Origin of the sequence: Escherichia sp. E14V7, from assembly GCF_004212225.1 — a bacterium.
Lineage (GTDB): Bacteria > Pseudomonadota > Gammaproteobacteria > Enterobacterales > Enterobacteriaceae > Escherichia.
In genome coordinates, this window is the sequence record NZ_RHJJ01000002.1 from 36,015 (window position 1) to 58,292 (window position 22,278).

At 53.7% G+C, this 22,278-nt stretch carries 23 protein-coding genes; 4 read left to right on the forward strand and 19 right to left on the reverse strand.

Translation table 11 applies throughout. From position 1 onward, the window contains the following. Positions 1–52: 52 nt before the first annotated feature. Positions 53–1,105 carry a DUF2776 family protein gene (locus D9741_RS02735; protein WP_130217808.1) on the reverse strand — a complete coding sequence of 351 codons (1,053 nt, stop codon included), beginning with the start codon at positions 1,103–1,105 and terminating at the stop codon, positions 53–55. 552 nt (positions 1,106–1,657) lie between these two features. On the opposite strand from D9741_RS02735, the gene D9741_RS23520 reads away from it, so the two are divergent. The 4 genes from D9741_RS23520 to D9741_RS02750 all read left to right on the forward strand — a co-directional run bounded on the left by D9741_RS23520 (position 1,658) and on the right by D9741_RS02750 (position 6,757). Continuing rightward, a complete protein-coding gene (locus tag D9741_RS23520; RefSeq protein WP_214251098.1) occupies positions 1,658–1,771 on the forward strand; it encodes a hypothetical protein in 114 nt (37 codons plus the stop codon). A 62-nt stretch (positions 1,772–1,833) separates the two neighbouring features. Further along, a complete protein-coding gene (locus tag D9741_RS02740; protein ID WP_130217806.1) occupies positions 1,834–2,901 on the forward strand; it encodes an HlyD family secretion protein in 1,068 nt (355 codons plus the stop codon). Next, the gene (gene rbbA, locus D9741_RS02745; RefSeq protein WP_130217804.1) at positions 2,898–5,633 is read left to right on the forward strand and encodes a ribosome-associated ATPase/putative transporter RbbA; all 2,736 of its coding nucleotides are present in this window, start codon (positions 2,898–2,900) and stop codon (positions 5,631–5,633) included. The genes D9741_RS02740 and rbbA overlap by 4 nt, the downstream gene beginning before the upstream one ends. Next, a complete protein-coding gene (locus D9741_RS02750; RefSeq protein ID WP_001314210.1) occupies positions 5,633–6,757 on the forward strand; it encodes an ABC transporter permease in 1,125 nt (374 codons plus the stop codon). The genes rbbA and D9741_RS02750 overlap by 1 nt, the downstream gene beginning before the upstream one ends. Positions 6,758–6,868: 111 nt before the next feature. On the opposite strand, the gene D9741_RS02755 is transcribed toward D9741_RS02750, so the two are convergent. The 18 genes from D9741_RS02755 to D9741_RS02840 form a co-directional block, all read right to left on the reverse strand. Further along, entirely contained in the window at positions 6,869–7,720 is an 852-nt protein-coding gene (locus D9741_RS02755; RefSeq protein ID WP_001131787.1) for a class II aldolase, read from the reverse strand. Between the two features lie 31 nt (positions 7,721–7,751). Further along, positions 7,752–8,021: an HPr family phosphocarrier protein gene (locus D9741_RS02760; RefSeq protein ID WP_130217802.1), complete on the reverse strand. Its 270-nt coding sequence runs from the start codon at positions 8,019–8,021 to the stop codon at positions 7,752–7,754. Beyond that, positions 8,011–9,519 (reverse strand): FGGY-family carbohydrate kinase, encoded by a 1,509-nt coding sequence (locus D9741_RS02765; protein ID WP_130217800.1) that lies wholly within the window; start codon positions 9,517–9,519, stop codon positions 8,011–8,013. The genes D9741_RS02760 and D9741_RS02765 overlap by 11 nt, the downstream gene beginning before the upstream one ends. Then, a complete protein-coding gene (locus tag D9741_RS02770) occupies positions 9,512–10,870 on the reverse strand; it encodes a PTS galactitol transporter subunit IIC (protein WP_001308116.1) in 1,359 nt (452 codons plus the stop codon). Before D9741_RS02770 ends, D9741_RS02765 begins: the two co-directional genes overlap by 8 nt. Before the next feature lie 76 nt (positions 10,871–10,946). Next, entirely contained in the window at positions 10,947–11,228 is a 282-nt protein-coding gene (locus D9741_RS02775) for a PTS sugar transporter subunit IIB (RefSeq protein ID WP_000084025.1), read from the reverse strand. Continuing rightward, positions 11,225–11,698: a PTS sugar transporter subunit IIA gene (locus D9741_RS02780; RefSeq protein ID WP_130217798.1), complete on the reverse strand. Its 474-nt coding sequence runs from the start codon at positions 11,696–11,698 to the stop codon at positions 11,225–11,227. Before D9741_RS02780 ends, D9741_RS02775 begins: the two co-directional genes overlap by 4 nt. Before the next feature lie 24 nt (positions 11,699–11,722). Continuing rightward, entirely contained in the window at positions 11,723–12,469 is a 747-nt protein-coding gene (locus D9741_RS02785) for a GntR family transcriptional regulator (RefSeq protein ID WP_001308115.1), read from the reverse strand. Positions 12,470–12,667: 198 nt separating this feature from the next. Continuing rightward, positions 12,668–13,069: a nickel-responsive transcriptional regulator NikR gene (gene nikR, locus D9741_RS02790; RefSeq protein WP_001190062.1), complete on the reverse strand. Its 402-nt coding sequence runs from the start codon at positions 13,067–13,069 to the stop codon at positions 12,668–12,670. Positions 13,070–13,074: 5 nt separating this feature from the next. After that, the gene (gene nikE, locus D9741_RS02795) at positions 13,075–13,881 is read right to left on the reverse strand and encodes a nickel import ATP-binding protein NikE (protein WP_130217796.1); all 807 of its coding nucleotides are present in this window, start codon (positions 13,879–13,881) and stop codon (positions 13,075–13,077) included. Further along, positions 13,878–14,642: a nickel import ATP-binding protein NikD gene (gene nikD / locus D9741_RS02800; RefSeq protein WP_130217794.1), complete on the reverse strand. Its 765-nt coding sequence runs from the start codon at positions 14,640–14,642 to the stop codon at positions 13,878–13,880. The genes nikE and nikD overlap by 4 nt, the downstream gene beginning before the upstream one ends. Then, positions 14,642–15,475 carry a nickel ABC transporter permease subunit NikC gene (nikC, locus tag D9741_RS02805; protein ID WP_130217792.1) on the reverse strand — a complete coding sequence of 278 codons (834 nt, stop codon included), beginning with the start codon at positions 15,473–15,475 and terminating at the stop codon, positions 14,642–14,644. The genes nikD and nikC overlap by 1 nt, the downstream gene beginning before the upstream one ends. Next, positions 15,472–16,416, reverse strand: coding sequence for a nickel ABC transporter permease subunit NikB (nikB, locus tag D9741_RS02810; protein WP_000947068.1), 945 nt, complete (start codon positions 16,414–16,416; stop codon positions 15,472–15,474). Before nikB ends, nikC begins: the two co-directional genes overlap by 4 nt. Continuing rightward, positions 16,416–17,990, reverse strand: coding sequence for a nickel ABC transporter substrate-binding protein (gene nikA / locus D9741_RS02815; protein WP_130217790.1), 1,575 nt, complete (start codon positions 17,988–17,990; stop codon positions 16,416–16,418). The genes nikB and nikA overlap by 1 nt, the downstream gene beginning before the upstream one ends. A gap of 110 nt (positions 17,991–18,100) precedes the next feature. Beyond that, a complete protein-coding gene (acpT, locus tag D9741_RS02820; RefSeq protein ID WP_130217788.1) occupies positions 18,101–18,688 on the reverse strand; it encodes a 4'-phosphopantetheinyl transferase AcpT in 588 nt (195 codons plus the stop codon). 1 nt (position 18,689) lies between these two features. Next, positions 18,690–19,919: a beta-ketoacyl-ACP synthase gene (locus D9741_RS02825; protein ID WP_000198472.1), complete on the reverse strand. Its 1,230-nt coding sequence runs from the start codon at positions 19,917–19,919 to the stop codon at positions 18,690–18,692. Continuing rightward, complete coding sequence (locus tag D9741_RS02830) at positions 19,916–20,647, reverse strand: 3-ketoacyl-ACP reductase FabG2 (RefSeq protein ID WP_000091664.1); 732 nt, start codon at positions 20,645–20,647, stop codon at positions 19,916–19,918. Before D9741_RS02830 ends, D9741_RS02825 begins: the two co-directional genes overlap by 4 nt. After that, positions 20,647–21,111, reverse strand: coding sequence for a 3-hydroxy-fatty acyl-ACP dehydratase (locus D9741_RS02835; protein ID WP_130217786.1), 465 nt, complete (start codon positions 21,109–21,111; stop codon positions 20,647–20,649). Before D9741_RS02835 ends, D9741_RS02830 begins: the two co-directional genes overlap by 1 nt. Then, positions 21,108–22,277 (reverse strand): beta-ketoacyl-[acyl-carrier-protein] synthase family protein, encoded by a 1,170-nt coding sequence (locus D9741_RS02840; protein ID WP_130217784.1) that lies wholly within the window; start codon positions 22,275–22,277, stop codon positions 21,108–21,110. Before D9741_RS02840 ends, D9741_RS02835 begins: the two co-directional genes overlap by 4 nt. Position 22,278: the final 1 nt, after the last annotated feature.

The window sequence follows — 22,278 nt, forward strand, 5'->3', positions numbered from 1 at the left end:
CCTGAACAAAGTCCAGATAAGACGCTCGACGCCTTATCTGAAGCCTTTTCTATTATTTTTTCGCAGAACCCGCTTCTAATATAGAAACGATGGAAAACAGTGTAAAACACACTGCACCTAAGCCAACCAAAACTCGCGAAGGAATAAAATAAGCCATATCGGTTTGCGCAATTTCAGCAAGGAACGCTGCGAGAAACAGGCAAAACAGACAGGTAAATACCGGAATCATGGGTATTCTGTTGGCTAACGAACAGGTGCGTCGCCATACCAGCGCCAACAACCACACTTTGGAGAAAATACTGTAGCAGATCATTCCCAGACAAATAAGAATAATGCCGGGGGCCAGTCTGGCACTTTCATCAGAACTGACCAAAACGTAGATCCCCTGAATAACCGTCAGTGATCCAAGTAAAATAACCCAATAGCACCACAGCCAATGCTCTTTCACTGAGAACGTATTCCGCGTTTGATGGACAATAGTGGCGACAAGGCCAATAAGACAAGCGCAAATTGCCGTTAACCCCAGCAGTACGTGACCAGCAACATAATGTGGTGTGATATTTGCACTACGTAACAGCGCGACTGACCAAATGAAACCAAAGAGAGTAAGCAGAACGGGAACGGCAATTAAGCCATTACCGATTGTTGAAGAATAAGCCTGCAACGGCGTACCATCACTCTTACTGCCCGAGGCGTTTTTGGGAATTAGCAGAAAATGCCCGGAAGACGCCGCCACGGTGGATACGCAGGCAGCAATCATCCCAACACCGAAAATAACATGTCCGGCAACAAATTCATCGGCCATGACATTATCACTTGCCAGCAGCAACCATCCCCAAATCATAGTTGCGACAGACCCAGCATAACCAATAATAGGGAATAATGTGTTGTATAATTTATTCACACCATGAGTTAACTGAGAGATAATAATAAATGCCGTAGTGAACAACGCCAGGCATATTGCAGAAAGCGAAATAAGTACATGGCCCGCCACAAAATACTCACTTTGGCCGGAACCTGCTAATACAAAATCACCCAACGCAATACATATTATCCCCATAATTAAAGGGATTAATTTAAATAGCCATCCGATATATATATTCATTTTAAACTCCATGTGTACTTTCTGCTAATATAAGAAAGCGTATCAGTAGTATTTTTAGTCAGTTAAATATAACAATGAGATACCACCAAATGTAACAAGTAACTTTACTATAGCCGGATTTATTGCCCTGAGTGTTAAGTTTTAGATGTGAGTTAATGCTGATAAATAAATATTTATCCTAAGGTAAATTCCGAGTTAATATCTTTATCCTATTTTTATTTTGTTGCTTTAAACGACCTTGTTCGAGACTGCTTTATTTAATACATAAGCCTTTATCATCTTTTCAAAAAATTATTTCGCTTTCGGTAAATATTTGCACCTCGGCGATAATAACGCTATGTGATAGTCATCGGATTTTCTGTTATGCAAACCTACGCAGTAGTACCTGAGAACCTGTGCAGAAGATTTTTGGTTAAAAACGCTATCGAACAGAAGAACATCGCGATGTATCACAAGCTGATGGTAATCAAATAGACAACATGAATATAACTATTAGTATTTAATTGATTTCACTTATGAGTATGCGTGTTTCATTTACGGCCAGGAATGCTGATGATGACAACATTACTACCCGTTTTCACCAGACCTTCCCCGTTGGCGCTCAGTTTGCTGCGCCCTGGCCGCCTTTGCCGTTTCCTTCTTATCCCGGATGGAATAATTCGCTGAACGTCGTTCGGTGGCAGTTGTAACACGCGTCGATTGCTTACAGGGATTATGGCGGGTCGATTATGGATAATATTAAGCGCCATCTGGCGTGGTGGGTTGTCGGGTTACTGGCGGTGGCTGCTATCGTGGCGTGGTGGCTGTTGCGTCCAGCAGGTGTGCCGGAAGGCTTTGCCGTCAGCAATGGGCGCATTGAAGCGACGGAAGTGGATATCGCCAGCAAAATTGCCGGGCGTATCGACACCATTCTGGTGAAAGAAGGCCAGTTTGTTCGCAAAGGCGAAGTGCTGGCGAAGATGGATACTCGTGTGTTGCAGGAACAGCGACTGGAAGCCATCGCGCAAATCAAAGAGGCGCAAAGTGCCGTTGCCGCCGCGCAGGCTTTGCTGGAACAGCGGCAAAGTGAAACTCGTGCCGCACAGTCGCTGGTTAATCAACGCCAGGCTGAACTGGACTCCGTAGCCAAACGTCATACCCGTTCCCGCTCGCTCGCCCATCGTGGGGCTATTTCTGCGCAACAGCTGGATGACGACCGCGCCGCTGCCGAAGGCGCCCGTGCTGCGCTGGAATCGGCAAAAGCCCAGGTTTCGGCTTCTAAAGCCGCTATAGAGGCGGCACGCACCAATATCATTCAGGCGCAAACGCGCGTCGAAGCGGCACAAGCCACTGAGCGGCGCATTGCCGCAGATATCGATGACAGCGAACTGAAAGCCCCGCGTGACGGACGCGTGCAGTATCGGGTTGCCGAGCCAGGCGAAGTGCTGGCAGCAGGTGGTCGGGTGCTGAATATGGTCGATCTCAGCGACGTCTATATGACCTTCTTCCTGCCAACCGAACAAGCGGGCACGCTGAAACTGGGTGGTGAAGCCCGGCTGATCCTCGATGCCGCGCCAGATTTGCGTATTCCGGCAACCATCAGTTTTGTCGCCAGTGTTGCCCAGTTCACGCCAAAAACTGTCGAAACCAGCGATGAGCGGCTGAAACTGATGTTTCGCGTCAAAGCGCGTATCCCACCGGAATTACTCCAGCAGCATCTGGAATATGTCAAAACCGGTTTACCGGGCGTAGCGTGGGTGCGGGTGAATGAAGAACTTCCGTGGCCTGACGACCTCGTGGTGAGGTTGCCGCAATGACGCATCTGGAACTGGTTCCCGTCCCGCCTGTCGCGCAACTGGCGGGCGTGAGCCAGCATTATGGAAAAACCGTTGCGCTGAACAATATCACACTCGATATTCCGGCCCGTTGCATGGTCGGGCTGATTGGCCCGGACGGCGTCGGGAAGTCGAGCTTGTTGTCGTTGATTTCCGGTGCCCGTGTCATTGAGCAGGGCAATGTGATGGTGCTGGGCGGCGATATGCGCGACCCGAAGCATCGCCGCGACGTCTGCCCGCGCATCGCCTGGATGCCGCAGGGGCTGGGCAAAAATCTCTACCACACCTTATCGGTGTATGAAAACGTCGATTTTTTCGCCCGCCTGTTCGGTCACGACAAAGCGGAGCGGGAAGTCCGAATCAATGAGCTGCTGACCAGCACCGGGTTAGCACCGTTTCGCGATCGTCCGGCGGGAAAACTCTCCGGCGGGATGAAGCAAAAACTTGGGCTGTGCTGTGCGTTAATCCACGATCCGGAATTGTTGATTCTTGATGAGCCAACAACGGGGGTTGACCCGCTCTCCCGCGCCCAGTTCTGGGATCTGATCGACAGTATTCGCCAGCGGCAGAGCAATATGAGCGTTCTGGTCGCCACCGCCTACATGGAAGAGGCCGAACGCTTTGACTGGTTGGTGGCGATGAATGCCGGAGAAGTGCTGGCAACTGGCAGCGCCGAAGAGTTGCGACAGCAAACGCAAAGCGCCACGCTGGAAGAAGCATTTATAAATCTGTTACCGCAAGCACAACGCCAGGCGCATCAGGCGGTAGTGATCCCACCGTATCAACCTGAAAACGCAGAGATTGCCATCGAAGCGCGCGATCTGACCATGCGTTTTGGTTCCTTCGTTGCCGTTGATCACGTCAATTTCCGCATTCCACGCGGGGAGATTTTTGGATTCCTTGGTTCGAACGGCTGCGGTAAATCCACCACCATGAAAATGCTTACCGGACTGCTGCCCGCCAGCGAAGGTGAGGCGTGGCTGTTTGGGCAACCGGTTGATCCAAAAGATATCGATACTCGCCGTCGGGTGGGCTATATGTCGCAGGCGTTTTCGCTCTATAACGAACTCACCGTGCGGCAAAACCTTGAGTTACATGCCCGTTTGTTTCACATCCCGGAAGCGGAAATTCCCGCGCGAGTGGCTGAAATGAGCGAGCGTTTTAAACTCAACGACGTTGAAGATGTTCTGCCGGAGTCATTGCCGCTCGGCATTCGCCAGCGGCTTTCGCTGGCGGTGGCGGTGATTCATCGCCCGGAAATGTTAATCCTCGATGAACCTACTTCTGGCGTCGATCCGGTGGCGAGGGATATGTTCTGGCAGTTGATGGTCGATCTCTCGCGCCAGGACAAAGTAACCATTTTTATCTCCACCCACTTTATGAACGAAGCGGAACGTTGCGACCGCATCTCACTGATGCACGCCGGAAAAGTGCTTGCCAGCGGTACACCGCAGGAGCTGGTTGAGAAACGCGGGGCTGCCAGTCTGGAAGAGGCATTTATCGCCTATTTGCAGGAAGCTGCAGGGCAGAGCAACGAAGTCGAAGCGCCGCCCGTGGTACACGACACCACCCACGCGCCGCGTCAGGGATTTAGCCTGCGCCGTCTGTTTAGCTACAGTCGCCGCGAAGCACTGGAACTGCGACGCGATCCGGTGCGTTCGACGCTGGCACTGATGGGAACGGTGATCCTGATGCTGATAATGGGTTACGGCATCAGTATGGATGTGGAAAACCTGCGCTTTGCGGTGCTCGACCGCGACCAGACCGTCAGTAGCCAGGCGTGGACGCTCAACCTCTCCGGTTCCCGTTACTTTATCGAACAGCCACCGCTCACCAGTTATGACGAGCTTGATCGTCGGATGCGTGCGGGCGATATCACGGTGGCAATTGAGATCCCGCCCAATTTCGGGCGCGATATCGCGCGTGGTACGCCTGTGGAACTCGGTGTCTGGATCGACGGTGCGATGCCGAGCCGCGCCGAAACGGTAAAAGGCTACGTGCAGGCCATGCACCAGAGCTGGCTACAGGATGTGGCGAGCCGACAATCGACGCCCGCCAGCCAAAGCGGGCTGATGAATATTGAGACGCGCTATCGCTATAACCCGGACGTAAAAAGCCTGCCAGCGATTGTTCCGGCGGTGATCCCGCTTCTGCTGATGATGATCCCGTCAATGCTAAGCGCCCTTAGCGTGGTGCGGGAAAAAGAGTTGGGGTCGATTATCAACCTTTACGTGACCCCCACCACCCGTAGCGAATTTTTGCTTGGCAAACAGCTGCCGTACATCGCGCTGGGGATGCTGAACTTTTTCCTGCTCTGCGGCCTGTCGGTGTTTGTTTTTGGCGTGCCGCATAAAGGCAGTTTCCTGACGCTCACCCTGGCGGCGCTGCTGTATATCATCATTGCCACCGGAATGGGGCTGCTGATCTCTACCTTTATGAAAAGCCAGATTGCCGCCATTTTCGGAACGGCGATTATCACGTTGATCCCGGCGACACAGTTTTCCGGGATGATCGATCCGGTAGCTTCGCTGGAAGGTCCAGGACGTTGGATCGGCGAGGTTTACCCGACCAGTCATTTTCTGACTATCGCCCGCGGGACGTTCTCGAAAGCGCTGGGTCTGACTGATTTGTGGCAACTTTTTATCCCGTTGCTGATAGCCATCCCGCTGGTGATGGGCTTAAGCATCCTGCTGCTGAAAAAACAGGAGGGATGATGCGCCATTTACGCAATATTTTTAATCTGGGTATCAAAGAGTTGCGCAGTCTGCTCGGTGATAAAGCGATGCTGACGCTGATTGTTTTCTCGTTTACGGTGTCGGTGTATTCATCAGCGACCGTCACGCCAGGATCATTGAACCTCGCGCCGATCGCTATTGCCGATATGGATCAATCGCAGTTGTCGAACCGGATCGTTAACAGCTTCTATCGCCCGTGGTTTTTGCCACCGGAGATGATCACCGCCGATGAGATGGATGCCGGGCTGGACGCCGGACGCTATACCTTCGCGATAAATATTCCGCCTAATTTTCAGCGTGATGTCCTCGCCGGACGCCAGCCGGATATTCAGGTGAACGTTGATGCCACGCGCATGAGCCAGGCATTTACCGGCAACGGGTATATCCAGAATATTATCAACGGTGAAGTGAACAGCTTTGTCGCGCGCTACCGTGATAACAGCGAACCGTTGGTATCGCTGGAAACCCGGATGCGCTTTAACCCGAACCTCGATCCTGCGTGGTTTGGCGGGGTGATGGCGATCATCAACAACATTACCATGCTGGCGATTGTGCTGACCGGATCGGCACTGATCCGCGAGCGTGAACACGGCACGGTGGAACACTTACTGGTGATGCCGATAACGCCGTTTGAGATCATGATGGCAAAGGTCTGGTCGATGGGGCTGGTGGTGCTGGTGGTATCGGGATTATCGCTGGTGCTGATGGTGAAAGGCGTGCTGGGCGTACCGATTGAAGGCTCGATCCCACTGTTTATGCTGGGCGTGGCGCTCAGTCTGTTTGCCACCACGTCAATCGGCATTTTTATGGGGACGATAGCGCGTTCAATGCCGCAACTGGGGCTGCTGGTGATTCTGGTGCTGCTACCGCTGCAAATGCTTTCCGGTGGCTCCACGCCGCGCGAAAGTATGCCGCAGATGGTGCAGGACATTATGCTGACCATGCCGACGACACATTTTGTTAGCCTCGCGCAGGCTATTCTCTACCGTGGTGCCGGATTCGAAATCGTCTGGCCGCAGTTCCTGACGCTGATGGCAATTGGCGGCGCGTTTTTCACCATCGCGCTGCTGCGATTCAGGAAGACGATTGGAACAATGGCGTAATTACAGTTGCCCGATGCGTAAGCTTATAGGGTCTACGCATCGGTGCAATTTATTGAATTTTTTGTGGTTTTGTAGGCCGGATAAGGCGTTTATGCCGCATCCGGCGAAGATTTACTTAACCAACCGATGCCCCTCATTCATCATCAGGATTTTGCTATACACATCTTCCTCGACGGCGTTTTTTGCTGATGCCATCACTCGTGCCAAATTCGCTTCGTTGTGATTATTCACATACGCTTTGCCGACGGCGGTGATAAACGCTTTGCGCAGATCGCTGGCGATATTTACTTTAGCGACGCGATAATTAACAAAGCTGCGTAATATTTCCGGGGCGATACCGGAGCCGCCGTGAATAACCAGTGGCACCGGGCAGACTTCGGCAATGCGCTTCAGCAGGGGGATATCGATACGCGGTATATCGTCCAGACCATGAACGTTACCAATAGAAACTGCCAGCATGTCGCAACCGGTGCGCTCGACAAAGGTCTTCACCTTTTCCGGTTCCGTTTTGCAATCGGCTTCGCTGACGTGATCGTCTTCTTTGCCGAGAATCGCCCCCAGCTCCGCTTCAACCGGTACGCCATAGGATTTACAGAAATCGACAGCTTCCTGGGTGAAAGCGATATTCTCTTCAAAAGAGAATGCGGCACCGTCAATCATGACCGAGGTAAAGCCCGCGCGCACCGCCTGTTTAACATCCTCCTGGGTTTTCCCGTGATCCAGATGAAGACTGACCGGAACATCCATTTTATCGGCGTGACGTTTCACGATTTCATAAATGTAATCGTATCCCGAGAGTTGTGCATTGGTGGGTGCAATCTGAATGAAGTTGGGTAATCCCGAACGCTCAATAGCGTTTAAAATTGAAATTGTCGTCTCCAGATTGGTGGTATTAAATGCGCCCGCTAATACCCGTTTTTCCTGAATTCGGTCGAGCAGTATCCGTCCATTAACTAATGGCATATTGAAAACCTCATCTTTTAATATCAGTTAATTATTCAGCTTCACCGAAGCGGTCACGAAATAAGGCGGTGAGAGTCTGTATTGCCTCATTTTCATCATCGCCTTCGCAGCGTATTTCCACCGTTTTGCCGCCTTTTATTCCGGCGCGCATAATATTCATCATGCTGGTGGCATTAATATCATTACCCTCATAATGCAGCGTCACTTTACAGCTATACTTTTTGGCGGCTTTCGCCAGACAAGCCGCCGGACGTGCATGCAGGCCAGTACTGTTTCTGACCTCCACGGTTTTACTCAACATAGTGCTCCTCCCGATGATGTAATGGCATCACGCCTTCTTGCTGTAATTTCAACTGATACCAGCTTTTCCATTTGTGCTGATAACGCTGTAATTGATGATATCTTGCCCGATTCGGTTGCAGGCGTTGGGCAATCGTCACCTTCGGCGGCGTAATATCCGGTGCGGCGGTTAATAATGCTCCGACAGAAACCGCCTCGTTAAATGCAATTGCTTCAACCGGACGCTGTAAAATATCCGCCTTTAATTGCAGCCAAAGAGGATTATGGGTCGCCGGACCAATCACTTTTAACGCGCTGGTGCCAGGCACATTAAAACAGGCAAAGCAGTTGGCAAATTCCATGGTTAATCCCAGTGAAATACTGGCAATTAACATGTCGATATTTAACGTATCGCCAAGCCCATAAAATAATCCTCGGGTGTGGCGATTTTTATAGGGCGAACCCGAACCGCGAAGATGCGGAATAAAGACGGGAATGTCATCGAGCAACCAATTCCCCGCCAGATAATCCGCATGTCCGCGAGTGAGTGACGCGGCGATCTCCTCATCGGTTAGCCGGAACGTGTTACGCAACCACTCCAGAGCGAAACCGCCCACGGGTAGCGAAGCAAACAGGGTGAACTGGTTGGCAAGCGAATAACAGCCGTTTGCCAGCTTGTCACGTTTGGCCTGTTCATCCAGCGTCGGTTGTGTATCCAGTTGCAGAATGCCTTCCGTGGTCCCCGTCGAGTTAAGGATATCGCCCGGCATCATCTGCAACGCTCGCGCCCCCACCATATGGTCATGTCCGGCCAGCGTCACGCTGGCCGGTTGTGAGAACCCAAGCGTTTTGCAGAGCGACTCGCTGACCCATCCGGCGTGCTCGCCTGGTTGTACTAATGGCGCAAATGCTGAACAGGGAACGTGTAACAACGCCGCCGCTTTCGCTGACCATTCGCCTTTGCGCACGTCCAGACACAGCGTACGGCTGGCTAAGGTGATATCCGTGCGCTGTTCGCCAGTCAGTCGCCAGAGCAGCACTTCCGGCGCATGTAGCCAGCGCAGGCCGCGGCGATTACGCAGTGGGTAATGTTCCAGCAACCAGCGCATTTTGAAGGCAGAGTAATTGCTGTGCAGCGGTAACCCGCAGATGTCATAAAGTGCCGCACTGTCTGCCTCGCTAAGCGTTGCCAGATACTCTTCACCGCGACGGTCATACCACGCCAGCATTGGCGTCAGGATCTCGCCGTGCTCGTCAAGAAACACCCCTGACTCGCCAAAACTGGCAATGCTGATCCGCCTGACCGGTAGCGGCGAAGCGGCATTCAGTTGCGCTATCGCCTGGCGGACCTCCTGCCAGAGGGCGTCGATATCGAAATCGACATCGCCCTGTGGGGAGATCTGTTTTGCCGTCACGAATTTATGCGCGCCCAACGTCGTTGCGTCCAGGCAGGAAAAGCAGGTGACTTTGCAATTGGTGGTGCCAATATCGATAACGATGGCTGCGCTGTTATCAGGCATAAACCGTGCTCCGCGTCATTCGGAAAATGCCATACAGCACCAGGGCAATAACCGGCACCAGACCAATGGCGATGATATTGCCGTTGAAGATTTCCAGCAGCCAGAAGCGGAACGGGTTACCGCCATCAAGGAAACTGGAAACCTGGCCGCTGGAGCCTTCGGCAAATTTGAAGTTAACGTCTTTCGCCATTCCGGTAATAAACGGCGCGATTTTAGTAGCAATCCACAGGTCGGCAATAATCACCGGAATCGCCGCCAGAACGGTGCGGAAAATATTGCCACGGCTGGCTAAAGCAATCATCGACGCCATTACCGCCAGGTTGGCAAGGTCGCCAAGCGGCAGGACTTCATTACCCGGAAGGACAAACGCGATAAAGACCGAGATTGGCGTCAGCAGCAGGGCGGTGGAGATAATCGCCGGGTTACCTACGGCAACGGCAATATCCAGGCCGATATAGAGATCGTCACGGTCAGGGTATTTGGCATTGAGATACTTTTTAATGGCTTCAGACAGCGGTAATAAACCTTCCATCAGGATGCGTACCATGCGTGGCAGGATGAACATCACACCGCCAATGCTGATGCCAAGCAGCAATACTTTTTTGAAATCGTATCCTGCAATTACGCCGAGCAGAATGCCCAGAATAGTGCCAACCATCATCGGCTCGCCGAAGATACCAAACTTTTTCTGTACGGTTTCCGGATCGATATGAATACGATTGAGGCCAGGGATATGGTCGATGATTTTGTCGACCAGCAGACCGACCGGGAAGAACACCACCGAAGAGAGCGTCGGCAATGAGATCCCTTCCAGGCCAAAGTATTTTTGTACCAGTGGCGCAGACCAGTCGGCGAGTTTAAGTACTACCACCGCAGCAATCGCCGCTGCCAGCAAACCAAAGAACAGGCTGCCGGTACTGTAATAAACCAGCGTACCGGCAAGGGCAAAATGCCAGTAGTTCCACATATCTACGTCAACGGTGCGGGTTTTATTTAACGCCAGCATCGCCACGTTAATCAGAATGGTCAGGGGAATAACAAACGGGGCAATTGGTGAACCCCATGTAATAGCGGAAAGTGGTGGCCAGCCTAAATCCACCACCGGTAAATTAATTCCGGTGCGTTCAACCATCGCCTGGGCCGCTGGCCCAACATTGCTGGTCAGAATATCGAAAATGGCATAAATACCGACAAAACCAATGCCGACCGTTAATGATGAGCGTAAGGCTTTAGCGGGTTTTACTTTAAAACAGAGAGCAAGAATAAATAACACCAGCGGTAACATTACCGTGGGGCCAAATCCCAATATATATTGCACAATATTATAGAGGGTATGCGCGATATCGTTCATAATAAACCTCTTTTTCAGGCGAGAGCGCACCTCGCGTTAGCGCCTGATGGAGTGTGTTGAAATTAATTATTATTAATTACTTTTTAAGGATCGAAACAATTTGCGCCAGTACTTTCTCTTCGCCAATACCGGTAATAATCGGCAAGCCGTTAACCACCGGGACGTCGAGTTCATAAGGCACTTTAGTCGTTGAGACTACCAGTGCTACACCGTCGGTATTTCCAGGTAAAGAGGCAACGTTGGTTTGGGAATAATTGACGTTAAGACCTTGCTCTTTGCAATATTCCATGACTTTTTCTGTTACCGCCGTGGATGTGGCAATACCCGTGGCGCAGACAAATAAAATGGTTTGACTCATATTTCACCTCGTTCTTTCATTTTGTTTAAGATTACTGTGTGTATTTCTGTTGTTTCCATCGTAAGCAGGGCGCACATAAAGGGCGTATCCTGAATCATCTCCATAATCCAGCCCAGGGTATTTAATTGTTTGTTGCTTTCGCTTAATGCGAGCAAAAAAATCACTCTTACAGGTACGGGGTCAGGGTCGCCCCCCATATCGGCAAACTCTACCGGCTCCGGCAGGATGCCCACGGCAATCGCATTGTGCCTGACATGTTTATGATCCGTGTGTGGAATGGCGACACACGGCGGTTCGGTAGGCAGCCCCGTTGGGTACGTCGCCTCACGTTTCAGTACGTGATCGGCAAAGTCAGGGACCACCAGCTCGGCGGCAACCAACGGTTGCGCTAACTGACGGATGATCTGTTCAACACTTAACCCTGCCGGAAGTCGTTGAATATAATTTTCCTGAAACTGTATGCCTTGCATTTTATTCCTCTTAAAAAAGTGTACTTAACTCACTTCCCGCCGTTGCAGCACGGTGCCAAGATAATATTTATTTCCTTTTAACCAGACGTTGCCAAACTCAACGGGTAATCCACGGGAGAAAAAGACTAACTGCTCCAGATGCAAAACGGGTGCATCTTCACTGATATCTAAAAAATGACCGCGTTCATTACCAATTAATCGCGCGGCATAGCGACTTTCCGAGTAACGAATTTTTCTTTGCGACAAACTTTCTATTGTTGGAAATAAATTGTGTTGATTAAAATCGATTTCTGCGATGCCGGGGCATAGCTCAATATTGATACGGTTCTCTATCAGCATTGCTTTTTCATCACCAATTGAACGTAAACGTTCAAGGTAAAGAATGTCCTGACCGGGCGTTATTCTTAATTTCTCTGCCACATAACGATTAGCCGGTTCAATCCGTGACGTAATAACTTCAGTAGTAAAATGTATTTTCTGGCTTTCCAGCGATTCCGCGAATGACAATAATCCTTCACCTAACGGATATGCCACGTTCTCTTTTTTGACAAATGTTCCCTTGCCCTGGACCTGAATCAACACGCCTTCTTTTACCAGTTGGGCGACCGCTTTTTTAACGGTTCCCCGACTCACTTCCAGCATATCCATAATCTGGTATTCCGAAGGAATGCGATCGTCTTCCACCAGATCCCCGGTATAAATACTTTCTCTTATCCACTCCACCACTTGTTGATAGAGCGGTATTTGTGACGACTTACTTAATGATTTCATGGCGCGCACCTGAACATTTACAGTTGTCTATGGACAATCATGGACAACTTCAAGCGTATAGTAGGTGAACAGGCGAAAAAGAGGATCGAAGCGTCTCACATTTTGAGGGACCGAATCGTGATCAAAAAAATGTGACGCAAGTCGAAATTTGGCAGGAATTTACTGCGCCGTCAGGAAATAACGGCGCGTTGGTAGGAGTTAATCTTCCTTCGGCAGGCACTGTAAATGCCCGTGCCGCACGCCGCGCTGGGCGATGACGTCATCGGCAAAATGCTGCACGTCGCCCATGTCACCTTTCAGCACGGCGATTTCCAGACAGTCGTCGTGATTAATGTGCACATGCAGCGTGGCGACCGAGAGATCGTGGTGATGATGCTGGGTGGAGACAATACGGCTGGCTAAGTCGCGTTTTTCGTGTTCATACACATACGACAGCACCGCGAAACCTTGTGTGCCGTGCTGCTGGGTAGCTTCCTGCGCCAGGGCGCTACGCAGAATATCGCGGATAGCTTCGGAACGGTTGTTATAACCACGACGCTGGCTCAGGCTGTCCAGCGTCTCCAGTAAATCGTCATCAAGCGTGATGGTGACTCGTTGCATTTGCGTTAAACCTTTTCTGTGGCGCGACGGCGCACGGGGAATGCGGGTAATACCGCGTTTTGTAGCACACGTCCGGCGTCAGAGGAAAAGGTTAATTTATCTCCCACCACTTGGGTTTCGACGATTTGTCCGTTGTCCATCACCATCACTCGCTGGCAAAAGCGTTCTACAAGACGTAAGTCGTGGGTGATGAACAGGCAGGCGGTGCCAAACTGTTGTTGTAGCTTTTTCAGCAGGCGAATGATGCCCGCCTGTAACACGAGGTCAAGGTTAGAAACCGCTTCATCCAGAATCAGCAGTTTCGGTTCGACCGCCAGCGCGCGTGCCAGGCAGACGCGCTGGAGTTGGCCGCCGCTTAACTGCGGTGGGCGTTTGTCGAGCACGCTGTCGTCAAGATCTACCGCCTTCAGCATTTCGCTGGCGCGCGCCAGTTGTTCGGATTTTTTCAGCGATAGCAGATGGCGCATCGGTTCACGCAGGATCTCGCGCACGGTTTTGCGCGGATTCACGGCGCTGATGGAGTCCTGAAATACCATCTGAATATCGCGGCGGAAGGCTTTACGCTGGGCGCGATTGAGCTTTGCCAAGGGTTCGCCGCGCCAGCTAATATTTCCCTGTGAGGGCGACTCTAACCCTACCAGCAGCCGCGCGAGGGTACTTTTTCCGCAGCCGCTGCGTCCCAGCAGGGCGACGGTTTCGCCGCTTTTCAGGGTCAGGGAAACGTTATTAAGCACCGCCTGATGCTGGTGCTTACCGCTGAAACCACCGTGTGCGTAGTGATGGGAAAGGTCGGAGACGTTAAGTAAAGTCATGATGCCAGCTCCATACCATAGAGGGCGAGATGCGCGGAAACCAGGCTGCGCGTCACCGCATGTTTGGGGGCGTTAAACAGCGTTTCTACATCGCCCTGTTCAACAATCTTACCGTGAGACATTACCGCCACGTCATCCGCCAGACGCGCTACCACGCCCATATCATGGGTAACCAGCAGCATTCCCGGTGCTTGTTTTTGCATAATGCTTTCCAGTAGATCGAGGATGCGTGCTTGTGCTACTACGTCGAGGTCGGTGGTTGGTTCATCGGCGATGATAAACGGTGATTCGCACAGCACCGCCATCGCAATCATCATGCGCTGCAACATGCCGCCGCTCATCTCGAACGGGTAGAGCTTCAGCACGCGCGCGGCGTTTTCCAGCCCCACCGCTTCTATGGCAGCGGTAAGCGTAGCGTCATCGGCGGGTTTCCCCAGCGCCAGGCAGGTTTCCCGCGCGTGGGTCTGCATGGTGTGAAGCGGATTAAAGGCACTGCGCGGGTTCTGCATGATGGTGGCAATTTTGATGCCGCGCAGGGCGCAGGGAGAAACCGGTTTTCCATCGGCCAAAATTTCCCCCGCCGTCTGGCGAACGCCAGCAGGCAGAATGCCCAGCGTCGCGGCGCAGGTCAGCGACTTCCCGCTGCCACTACCGCCGACTAACGCCAGCACACGCCCACGTTGCAGGGTTAACGATACGCCGTGCACCAGCGGCTGCGCGGCCTGTAGCGCGATATTACGGAGTTCAATCTGTTGCGGCATTAGTGTGCGTGCTCCGTCACCAGATGAGGATCCAGATGATCGCGCAGTGCGTCACCCACCAGGTTAAAGGCCATCACGCTGATAAACAGCGCAAGCCCCGGCCAGAACATTTGCAGCGGCTGGGTCCAGATATACTGGCGCGCGTCGTTAATCATCACGCCCCATTCGGCGGTCGGCGCGGTCACACCGAGGCCAAGGAAGGACATCCCCGCGACGTGCAGCATCATATGGCCGATATCCAGCGTTGCCAGCACCAGCAGCGAGGGGATCACCGCACCTGCCAGATGATCAACAAACACCCGCACATGGCCCGCGCCGGAAAGCCGTGATGCCAGCACAAACTCGCGCTGGCGCAGTGAAATCACCAGGCTGCGCACCATGCGCGCGTACCATGCCCAGTGCGACAGGGCGATGGCGATAATCACGTTGGTTAACCCGGTGCCGAGCACGCCAACCATAAAGAACGACAGAATCGAGGTTGGGAAGGTCATAAACATATCCGCGACGCGCATGGTGGCCTGATCAACGCGTCCGCCAATCAGTCCGGCGCTGCCGCCAATAACCAGCCCTAATGTCAGCACCAGCAGCAGACAGGCCATTACCGAACCGAGCGACACGCGGGTCGCCGCCATCAGTCGCGAGAAAATATCGCGCCCTAAGTGGTCGGTGCCCAGCCAGTGCTGCGAATCCGGCGAGAGCAGGCGCGACGGCAGATCAATCGCCTGGGGGTCATACGGCAGCCACCACTGGCTGGTGAGCGCAATCAGCGCCAGCAGGGCGATAATGATCAGCGCCAGGCGTACCGACCAGCGGGAAGAGAGGAAAAAGTTCACGCGTGCGCTCCTTCATGACGACGAATGCGCGGGTCCAGCGCGGCGTTGAGCAAATCGACAATTAAATTACAGACCACAAAAACCACCACCATCATCAGCGTAAAGCACTGAATGACCGGATAGTCACGGTTAAAAATCGCCGACACCGCATAGCGCCCGACGCCCGGCCAGGCAAAGATGTTTTCGATAATCATCGTCCCGCCGATCAGTTCGCCGATGTGCATCCCCACGGCAGTAATCATCGGCAGCGAGGCATTGCGCAGAATATGGCGACGTTCGGTCTGTTTGTCGTTCAGGCCGCGCAACCGCGCCCAGGTGACGTGACGCTGACCGGCGACGTCCAGCATACTGGCGCGCAGCAAACGCGCGTTAATCGCCAGCGACATAAAGGCAATGGAAACCGCAGGCAAAATGATGTGCTGCCAGCCGCCGTAACCCATCGCGGGTAGCCATTGCAGATACACCGAAAACGCCATCACCAGTAAAAACGCCAGCCAGAAGTTAGGCATCGACACGCCAAGAAACGCGATGAAACGTACGGCGAAATCCGGCAGACGGTCGCGATGGCGCGCCGCCCAGATACCGAGCGGCACGGAAGTGAGCAGAATTAATACCAGCGCGGCACCTGCCAGTTCCAGCGTGGCGGGCAGGAAGTTCAGCATATCGTCCAGCACCGGGCGTTGGCTGGCGAATGAGATACCAAAGTCGAGATGCAGCGCCTTCCACAACCAGGTACCGTACTGGACGTACAGCGGCTGATCCAGCCCCAGCATGGTGCGGGTAGAGGCCAGCATCTCCGGCGTCGGCGGCAGGTTAGACAGACGCAGATAATCGAGCGCCGGGTCGCCGGTGCCGAGGCGCAGCATCAGGAAAATGATCACCGAGGCGGCGAGCACCATCGGGATCAGCAGCAGAAAGCGGCGTAATACGTAACGCAACATTAAGGTTTCACCGGTTTAATCTGTTCGAACGGAATTTCGGTGGCGATCGGCGCGTAGGGGATGTTACCCAGCTCCGGTTTTGATACCACCATCATTGAGATGTAACTGATAGGCAGATAAACCGCCTCGTCATGCAGACGGGTCAGAATGTCGCGATACAGCGCCTGACGTTGCGTTTCGTCATGGGTCGCCAGCACTTCGCCGATCTCTTTATCAATCAGCGGTTTGTCGGCTAATCCTTGCTGTGCCTGGAAGTCAGCGTGCGACGGTACGCGCATTGAACTCAGGAAGGCGTGTGGATCGTATGGCGCGCCCCAGGTGCGGTGGAAAATCATGCCAAAACGGCCGTCGCGCTGACGAGCATAGATACTGCTCTCTTCTTCGCCAATCAGCGAGACATCTGCGCCAATCTGGCGCAGATCAGCCTGAATGATTTCCGCCATTGATTTGCTTAACGCATCGGTACCGATGAACGACAGTTCAATGCGCAGCGGCTGACCGTTTTTCTCGCGGATGTCTTTGCCCGCAGGTAGCGTCCAGCCTGCTTTTTCCAGCAACTCTTTCGCTTTCTGCGGATCGTACTGGCGCGGTTTCAGGCCGAGGTTGGCGTAGGGTACAGAAGGGGCAAACAGAGTGTCTGCGACCTGCTGGGTGCCATACAACGCGTTATCAATCAGCGATTTTTTGTTTACCGCGTAATTGAGAGCTTCACGTACTGCCAGCTCGTTGGTGGGGGCTTTGGCGGTATTGAGCGCCAGCATCACGGTTTCGATCGGCTGTGACAGTTGGGTGTGGTAAGCCGGATTCTGGCTAAAGCGGGCGAAGGTATCGAGCGGTAATAACCCTTCGTTTCCGTACAGCAGGTCGATATCGCCAGTTTCAAACGCTACCGCGCGGGTAGTCGGGTCCGGGATGACGTTAAAAGTGATCTTTTTAATCGCCGGCTTTTCGCCCCAGTAGTTTTCGTTACGGACGAAGACATCGTACTGATTCAGTTTCGATTCCTGCAAAACCCACGGTCCGGTGCCAATCGGCGCTTTAATCCCGTTCATGGTTTCATGGTTTTTAAACTGCGAGGGGGCGATAAAGCGGAAAGGACGTGGCAGGGCCAGTTCTTGCAGGAAAGGATAGTAGGCGCTTTTCAGGGTGATTTGCAGCTCGTTTTTACTGAGTGCTTTGACATCAACAATCTGGTTTGCCAGCTCCAGCCAGGCGTGACGTTGACGGTTATCGAGCACTGCGCGGAAGTTTTCTGCCGCCGCCTCGGCATCGAACGGTTCGCCGTTGGAGAATTTCACGTCATCACGCAGGGTGAAGGTCCAGGTTTTACCATCTTCTGAATGAGCCCAGCTTTTTGCCAGCCACGGGATCACCGAACCATCAGCCTGATATTTCACCAGCGGTTCATAAACCATGCTCTGGGCGAACATCTGGTTAGGCGTGTAAAGGTGCGGGTTTAGTGGCCCGACGTTCACCGGCCAGGCGGTGGTGATTTCATCTGGCGCGGCGGCATGGACGATAAAAGACGCACAAGCCAGCAGCGCAAATAGAGTGCGGCGGAGTGTGGAGAGCATGGTAACCCCAATGGATTAAAATAGATGGCGGAAATAAGTATGACGATTTTAAGTATTCGTCATACTGATTACCTGTTCTGGATCAAGAGATGGACAGTCGGGTGGGCGGATCAGTTAACTGAATCGATCCATTGCACACTGTCGGCAGTGAGCGTAAAGGGGGTAGGGGTGCAGATTGCCAGGCTTAAATTGTCGAGCTGGCAATGGCTGACTGACAGCGAGGACTGATAGGTGCTGTCTACGCTGACGATTTGCCAGGCGCTGCCGCCACGCTGTTTAACGATGGCTTCTTTGCGCGTCCAGATGCGCCAGAACATTTCCAGCTGCTGATCAGGATGCACGGCGTCCATCTCAGCGTGTTCCCCGAGGCTGAACACCGCGTTCGCCAGCCAGCGCCAGTTGGCGCGCGGGCGAATCACTTCGATATCGCAGCCGACTTCGCCTTCATCACTCAACAGCAGGGCGATATCGTCACCGCTATGGCTTAAGTTGAACCATAGCGGCGTTTCCGGCGCGAATGCAGGTTTGCCTTGTTCGCCATAGATGATCTCCGGTAGCGGGGAAAGCGTGTGCGAAAGCAATGCACGCCCCGCCAGCCAGCGTTCGCGTCGTGGACCTTGCGGTGCTTGCTCGCGTAAACCCGGTGGCAGTGGAGCTGCGCTTAAGGTCGAAACTTTCCCCAGAACTATCCGATACATATCAGGGCCAACGTTTAATGATGATGGATGTATTAATGCCGCCAAAGGCAAAGTTGTTACTCTGCAAAAACTCACAATCAACCTTGCGGGCTTCATGCATGATGTAATCCAGCGCGCCACAGTTCGGGTCTGGTTTATTCAGGTTTAGCGTAGGCGCAAACCAACCTTCGCGCATCATTTGCAGACTCATCCAGGCTTCGAGCGCGCCACAGGCACCAAGCGTATGACCAAAATAACTTTTCAGCGAGGAGAGCGGCACATTATCACCGTAAATGGTTGCTGTCGCCAGACTTTCTGCCATATCACCACGATCGGTCGCCGTGCCATGCGCCGAAATATAGCCGATATCTTGTGCGCTTAACCCGGCGATTTTCAGCGATTGCTCCATACAATACTGCATGGTTTCGCGCTGCGGCTGGGTAATATGTGCCGCGTCGCAGTTAGTCGCAAAGCCGACGATTTCACCGTAAATGGTCGCGCCGCGCGCTTTGGCGTGCTCCAGTTCTTCGAGAATGAGCGTACCTGCGCCTTCACCAATCACCAGTCCGTCGCGGTTTTCATCGAACGGTGAAGGTGTGGTTTTCGGCGCATCATTGTGCTGGCTGGTGGCAAAAAGGGTATCAAACACCGCCGCTTCTGAAGGGCATAACTCTTCGGCACCACCGGCAACCATCACCGTTTGATAACCGTGGCGAATGGCTTCCCACGCATAACCGATTGCCTGGCTGCCGGAGGTACAGGCGCTGGAGGTTGGGATCACCCGCCCGCGCAGGCCGAAAAAGAGGCCAGTATTAACGGCGGTGGTGTGCGGCATCATCTGCACATAGGTGGTGCCAGTGATGTTATTGGTGTGCTTTTCCGTCAGCATGGTGGCGAACTCGCTTACCGGGCCGGTACTGCCGGTTGATGAACCGTACGCAATGCCCGTTTCGCCGCTGGTTAATATCGGATCGCCAATCAACCCTGCCTGCTCTAACGCCAGCTCGCTGGCACGGGTCGACATTTGCGACACGCGGCCCATCGCACGGATACGCTTGCGGGTGTAGTGCTCCGGTAGCGTGAAATCATCAACAGGCGCGCCAAGCAGGGTGTGCAGGCCGTCGTAAACCTGCCACTCCGGCATTTTGCGCACCGCATTTTCATACGCCAGCAGACGTGCAGAAACGTCCTGCCAGTTTTCACCAAAGGCAGTCACGCCGCCCATTCCTGTAATCACTACGCGACGTGTCATAACATCCCTCCGTTGATGGAAATAACCTGGCGGGTGACGTAACCCGCAATATCAGACATTAAATAGCTGGCAAGCCCGGCAACTTCTTCCGCCTGGCCCATGCGTTTCATGGGGATCATCGACATTGCCTCTTTCAGGGCGCTCTCTTCCATTTCGATCATCCCGGTATCAATAAGCCCCGGCGCGATGCAATTGACGGTGATTTTGCGCTTCGCGAGTTCGATAGCCAGTGCTTTTGTTGCGCCGATAATTCCGGCTTTGGCAGCGCTGTAATTCACCTGGCCGCGATTGCCCATTACGCCGGAAACCGAGGACAGCGTGATGATGCGCCCACCCTGGCGTGCGCCGATCATCGGCATAATGCACGGCTGAATGACGTTGTAGAAACTGTCGAGGTTGGTGTGGATCACCGCATCCCAGTCGTCATCGCTTAAAGCCGGAAAAGCGGCATCACGGGCGATCCCGGCGTTACTAACCACGCCGTACCAGGCACCGTGTTGCGCGATCTCGTGCTCCAGCACTTCCCGACACTGTTCGCGGTTTGCGACGTCGAAACTGAGCAAACGCCCGTTACCCCCGTTGGCGACAATGGCATTCAGCGTTTCCTGAGCGCCTGTGGCGTCACGGTGATAGTGAACGCCAATGTTAAAGCCGTCTGCCGCCAGTTGGCAGGCGATGGCGCGACCAATGCCTTTGCTGGCACCAGTAACCAGAACTGAACGACTCATCAGGACGCTCCTTGTTGAAACAGGGTGGTAAGTTCTTCCGCGGTCGGCTGGAAGGTGTTAATGCGGCCCGTCGCCTCGCCGTCGTTGATGCTGCACTCAAAACTGCCGAAGCGATCGTCTTGCATCAGCAGTTTGACGGTAATGGTCAGCGTCTGGCCTGCGGGCAGAATGCCAGTGGTGCAAAGCAATTCACGCGCGCCCAGTACCATCCCTAACTCAATACTGTTTTTGCCCTGCTGGTGGCGATGCCAGCCAGACCAGACGCCGACGGTTTGCGCCATCAGTTCAAGGGCAAACCAGCCAGGGAGATTGCCGTCCGGGTCGAGAAACGGTGCCAGTACGCCACTGGGCGAGACTGTTACGCGGCAGACCGCGCTGTCATCGCTGACGCTCACCACGTCTTCCAGCAGTAACATGGGCGCGTCGTGGGGCAGATAAGCGCCGGGTGATAAATAGTGGCTCACGAAACCCTCCCGAGCAGAATGCTGGCGTTATTGCCGCCAAAGGCGAAGGAATTGGACAGGATCACCGGACGTGCCAGCGGCTGCGGTTTTTCGATAATGCCACACGGTGGCAGCGTGGGATCGCGCGGCGACAGGCTGAAATCCTGGGCGGGCAGCGGTAAATCACGCTGTAAGATCAACATGCTGATTGCCGCCTCGGTAATGCCCGCCGCGCCCAGCGTGTGTCCGGTCAAATGTTTGGTGGAGCTGCAAGGTACGCGTTCGCCAAACAGGGCGTTAACCACCATTGATTCAATCTGGTCGTTGAGTTGTGTGGCGGTGCCGTGCAGGTTGATATAGCCGACGTCATCTGGCGTAAGCTGCGCATCGGTCAGCGCCTGATTAATAGCGCGGATCGCCCCTTCGCCCTGCGGATGCGGGGCCGAAATATGGTAAGCGTCGCTTGATTCACCAACGCCCAGCAACGCGATGGGTTGCGGTTCGCGGGTTAATAACATCAGCCCCGCCCCTTCGCCAATGGTAATACCCGCGCGGTCATGACCAAACGGCTGACATAAGGTTGGCGAGAGCGATTCGAGGCTGTGAAAACCGTTAATCGGCATCCGGCTCAGGGTGTCTGCGCCACCCACAATGGCGGCATCGACCAGCCCTGCTTCGATAAGCCTGCGCCCGCTGATCATCGCTCTGGCGCTGGAGGAGCAGGCGGTTGAAAGGGTATAGGCCGGGCCGTCGAGCGCCAGCCAGTGGCTGAGAAAGCGCGACGGATCGCCGAGTTCCTGTTGCGCATAGTGCCATGTGGTGCTTGGCTGCCCGTGGGTGCGCAGGTTAACGTGCGTGTCGCCTTCATGCAGGCCGGAGGTGCTGGTGCCAAGCACAATCGCGATGCGCTCGCGGCCATATTTCGCAATAGCGTCATCAACCTGCGGCTGGATCTGCGCCAGCGCCGCCAGCAGGATCTGATTGTTACGCGAGCGGTGCGCAGCGAATTTTTCCGGGATAAGCGGAAGCTCGCCATCCACGCCAGCCAGGACCGCCTGCGGATGCCCCTGCAACCAGCCTGCGCGCGGGCGCATTCCGGGAGCAACACCGCGAGTCAGGTTGGCTGCGATTTCGTCAAGGTTATTTCCCAGGGCGTTGATCATGCCGACGGCGGAAATATAAATCATA

Excerpts from the sequence above, each read along its gene's own strand:
- nikD (WP_130217794.1), bottom strand. The coding sequence starts at position 14,642 with ATGCCGCAACAGATTGAACTCCGTAATATCGCGCTACAGGCCGCGCAG.
- D9741_RS02755 (WP_001131787.1), bottom strand. The coding sequence starts at position 7,720 with ATGCCATTAGTTAATGGACGGATACTGCTCGACCGAATTCAGGAAAAA.
- D9741_RS02740 (WP_130217806.1), top strand. The coding sequence starts at position 1,834 with ATGGATAATATTAAGCGCCATCTGGCGTGGTGGGTTGTCGGGTTACTG.
- nikA (WP_130217790.1), bottom strand. The coding sequence starts at position 17,990 with ATGCTCTCCACACTCCGCCGCACTCTATTTGCGCTGCTGGCTTGTGCG.
- D9741_RS02765 (WP_130217800.1), bottom strand. The coding sequence starts at position 9,519 with ATGCCTGATAACAGCGCAGCCATCGTTATCGATATTGGCACCACCAAT.
- nikB (WP_000947068.1), bottom strand. The coding sequence starts at position 16,416 with ATGTTGCGTTACGTATTACGCCGCTTTCTGCTGCTGATCCCGATGGTG.
- D9741_RS02840 (WP_130217784.1), bottom strand. The coding sequence starts at position 22,277 with ATGATTTATATTTCCGCCGTCGGCATGATCAACGCCCTGGGAAATAAC.
- acpT (WP_130217788.1), bottom strand. The coding sequence starts at position 18,688 with ATGTATCGGATAGTTCTGGGGAAAGTTTCGACCTTAAGCGCAGCTCCA.
- D9741_RS02735 (WP_130217808.1), bottom strand. The coding sequence starts at position 1,105 with ATGAATATATATATCGGATGGCTATTTAAATTAATCCCTTTAATTATG.
- D9741_RS02825 (WP_000198472.1), bottom strand. The coding sequence starts at position 19,919 with ATGACACGTCGCGTAGTGATTACAGGAATGGGCGGCGTGACTGCCTTT.
- D9741_RS02775 (WP_000084025.1), bottom strand. The coding sequence starts at position 11,228 with ATGAGTCAAACCATTTTATTTGTCTGCGCCACGGGTATTGCCACATCC.
- D9741_RS02760 (WP_130217802.1), bottom strand. The coding sequence starts at position 8,021 with ATGTTGAGTAAAACCGTGGAGGTCAGAAACAGTACTGGCCTGCATGCA.
- D9741_RS02830 (WP_000091664.1), bottom strand. The coding sequence starts at position 20,647 with ATGAGTCGTTCAGTTCTGGTTACTGGTGCCAGCAAAGGCATTGGTCGC.
- D9741_RS23520 (WP_214251098.1), top strand. The coding sequence starts at position 1,658 with ATGATGACAACATTACTACCCGTTTTCACCAGACCTTCCCCGTTGGCG.
- nikE (WP_130217796.1), bottom strand. The coding sequence starts at position 13,881 with ATGACTTTACTTAACGTCTCCGACCTTTCCCATCACTACGCACACGGT.
- D9741_RS02780 (WP_130217798.1), bottom strand. The coding sequence starts at position 11,698 with ATGCAAGGCATACAGTTTCAGGAAAATTATATTCAACGACTTCCGGCA.
- rbbA (WP_130217804.1), top strand. The coding sequence starts at position 2,898 with ATGACGCATCTGGAACTGGTTCCCGTCCCGCCTGTCGCGCAACTGGCG.
- D9741_RS02770 (WP_001308116.1), bottom strand. The coding sequence starts at position 10,870 with ATGAACGATATCGCGCATACCCTCTATAATATTGTGCAATATATATTG.
- D9741_RS02750 (WP_001314210.1), top strand. The coding sequence starts at position 5,633 with ATGCGCCATTTACGCAATATTTTTAATCTGGGTATCAAAGAGTTGCGC.
- D9741_RS02785 (WP_001308115.1), bottom strand. The coding sequence starts at position 12,469 with ATGAAATCATTAAGTAAGTCGTCACAAATACCGCTCTATCAACAAGTG.
- nikR (WP_001190062.1), bottom strand. The coding sequence starts at position 13,069 with ATGCAACGAGTCACCATCACGCTTGATGACGATTTACTGGAGACGCTG.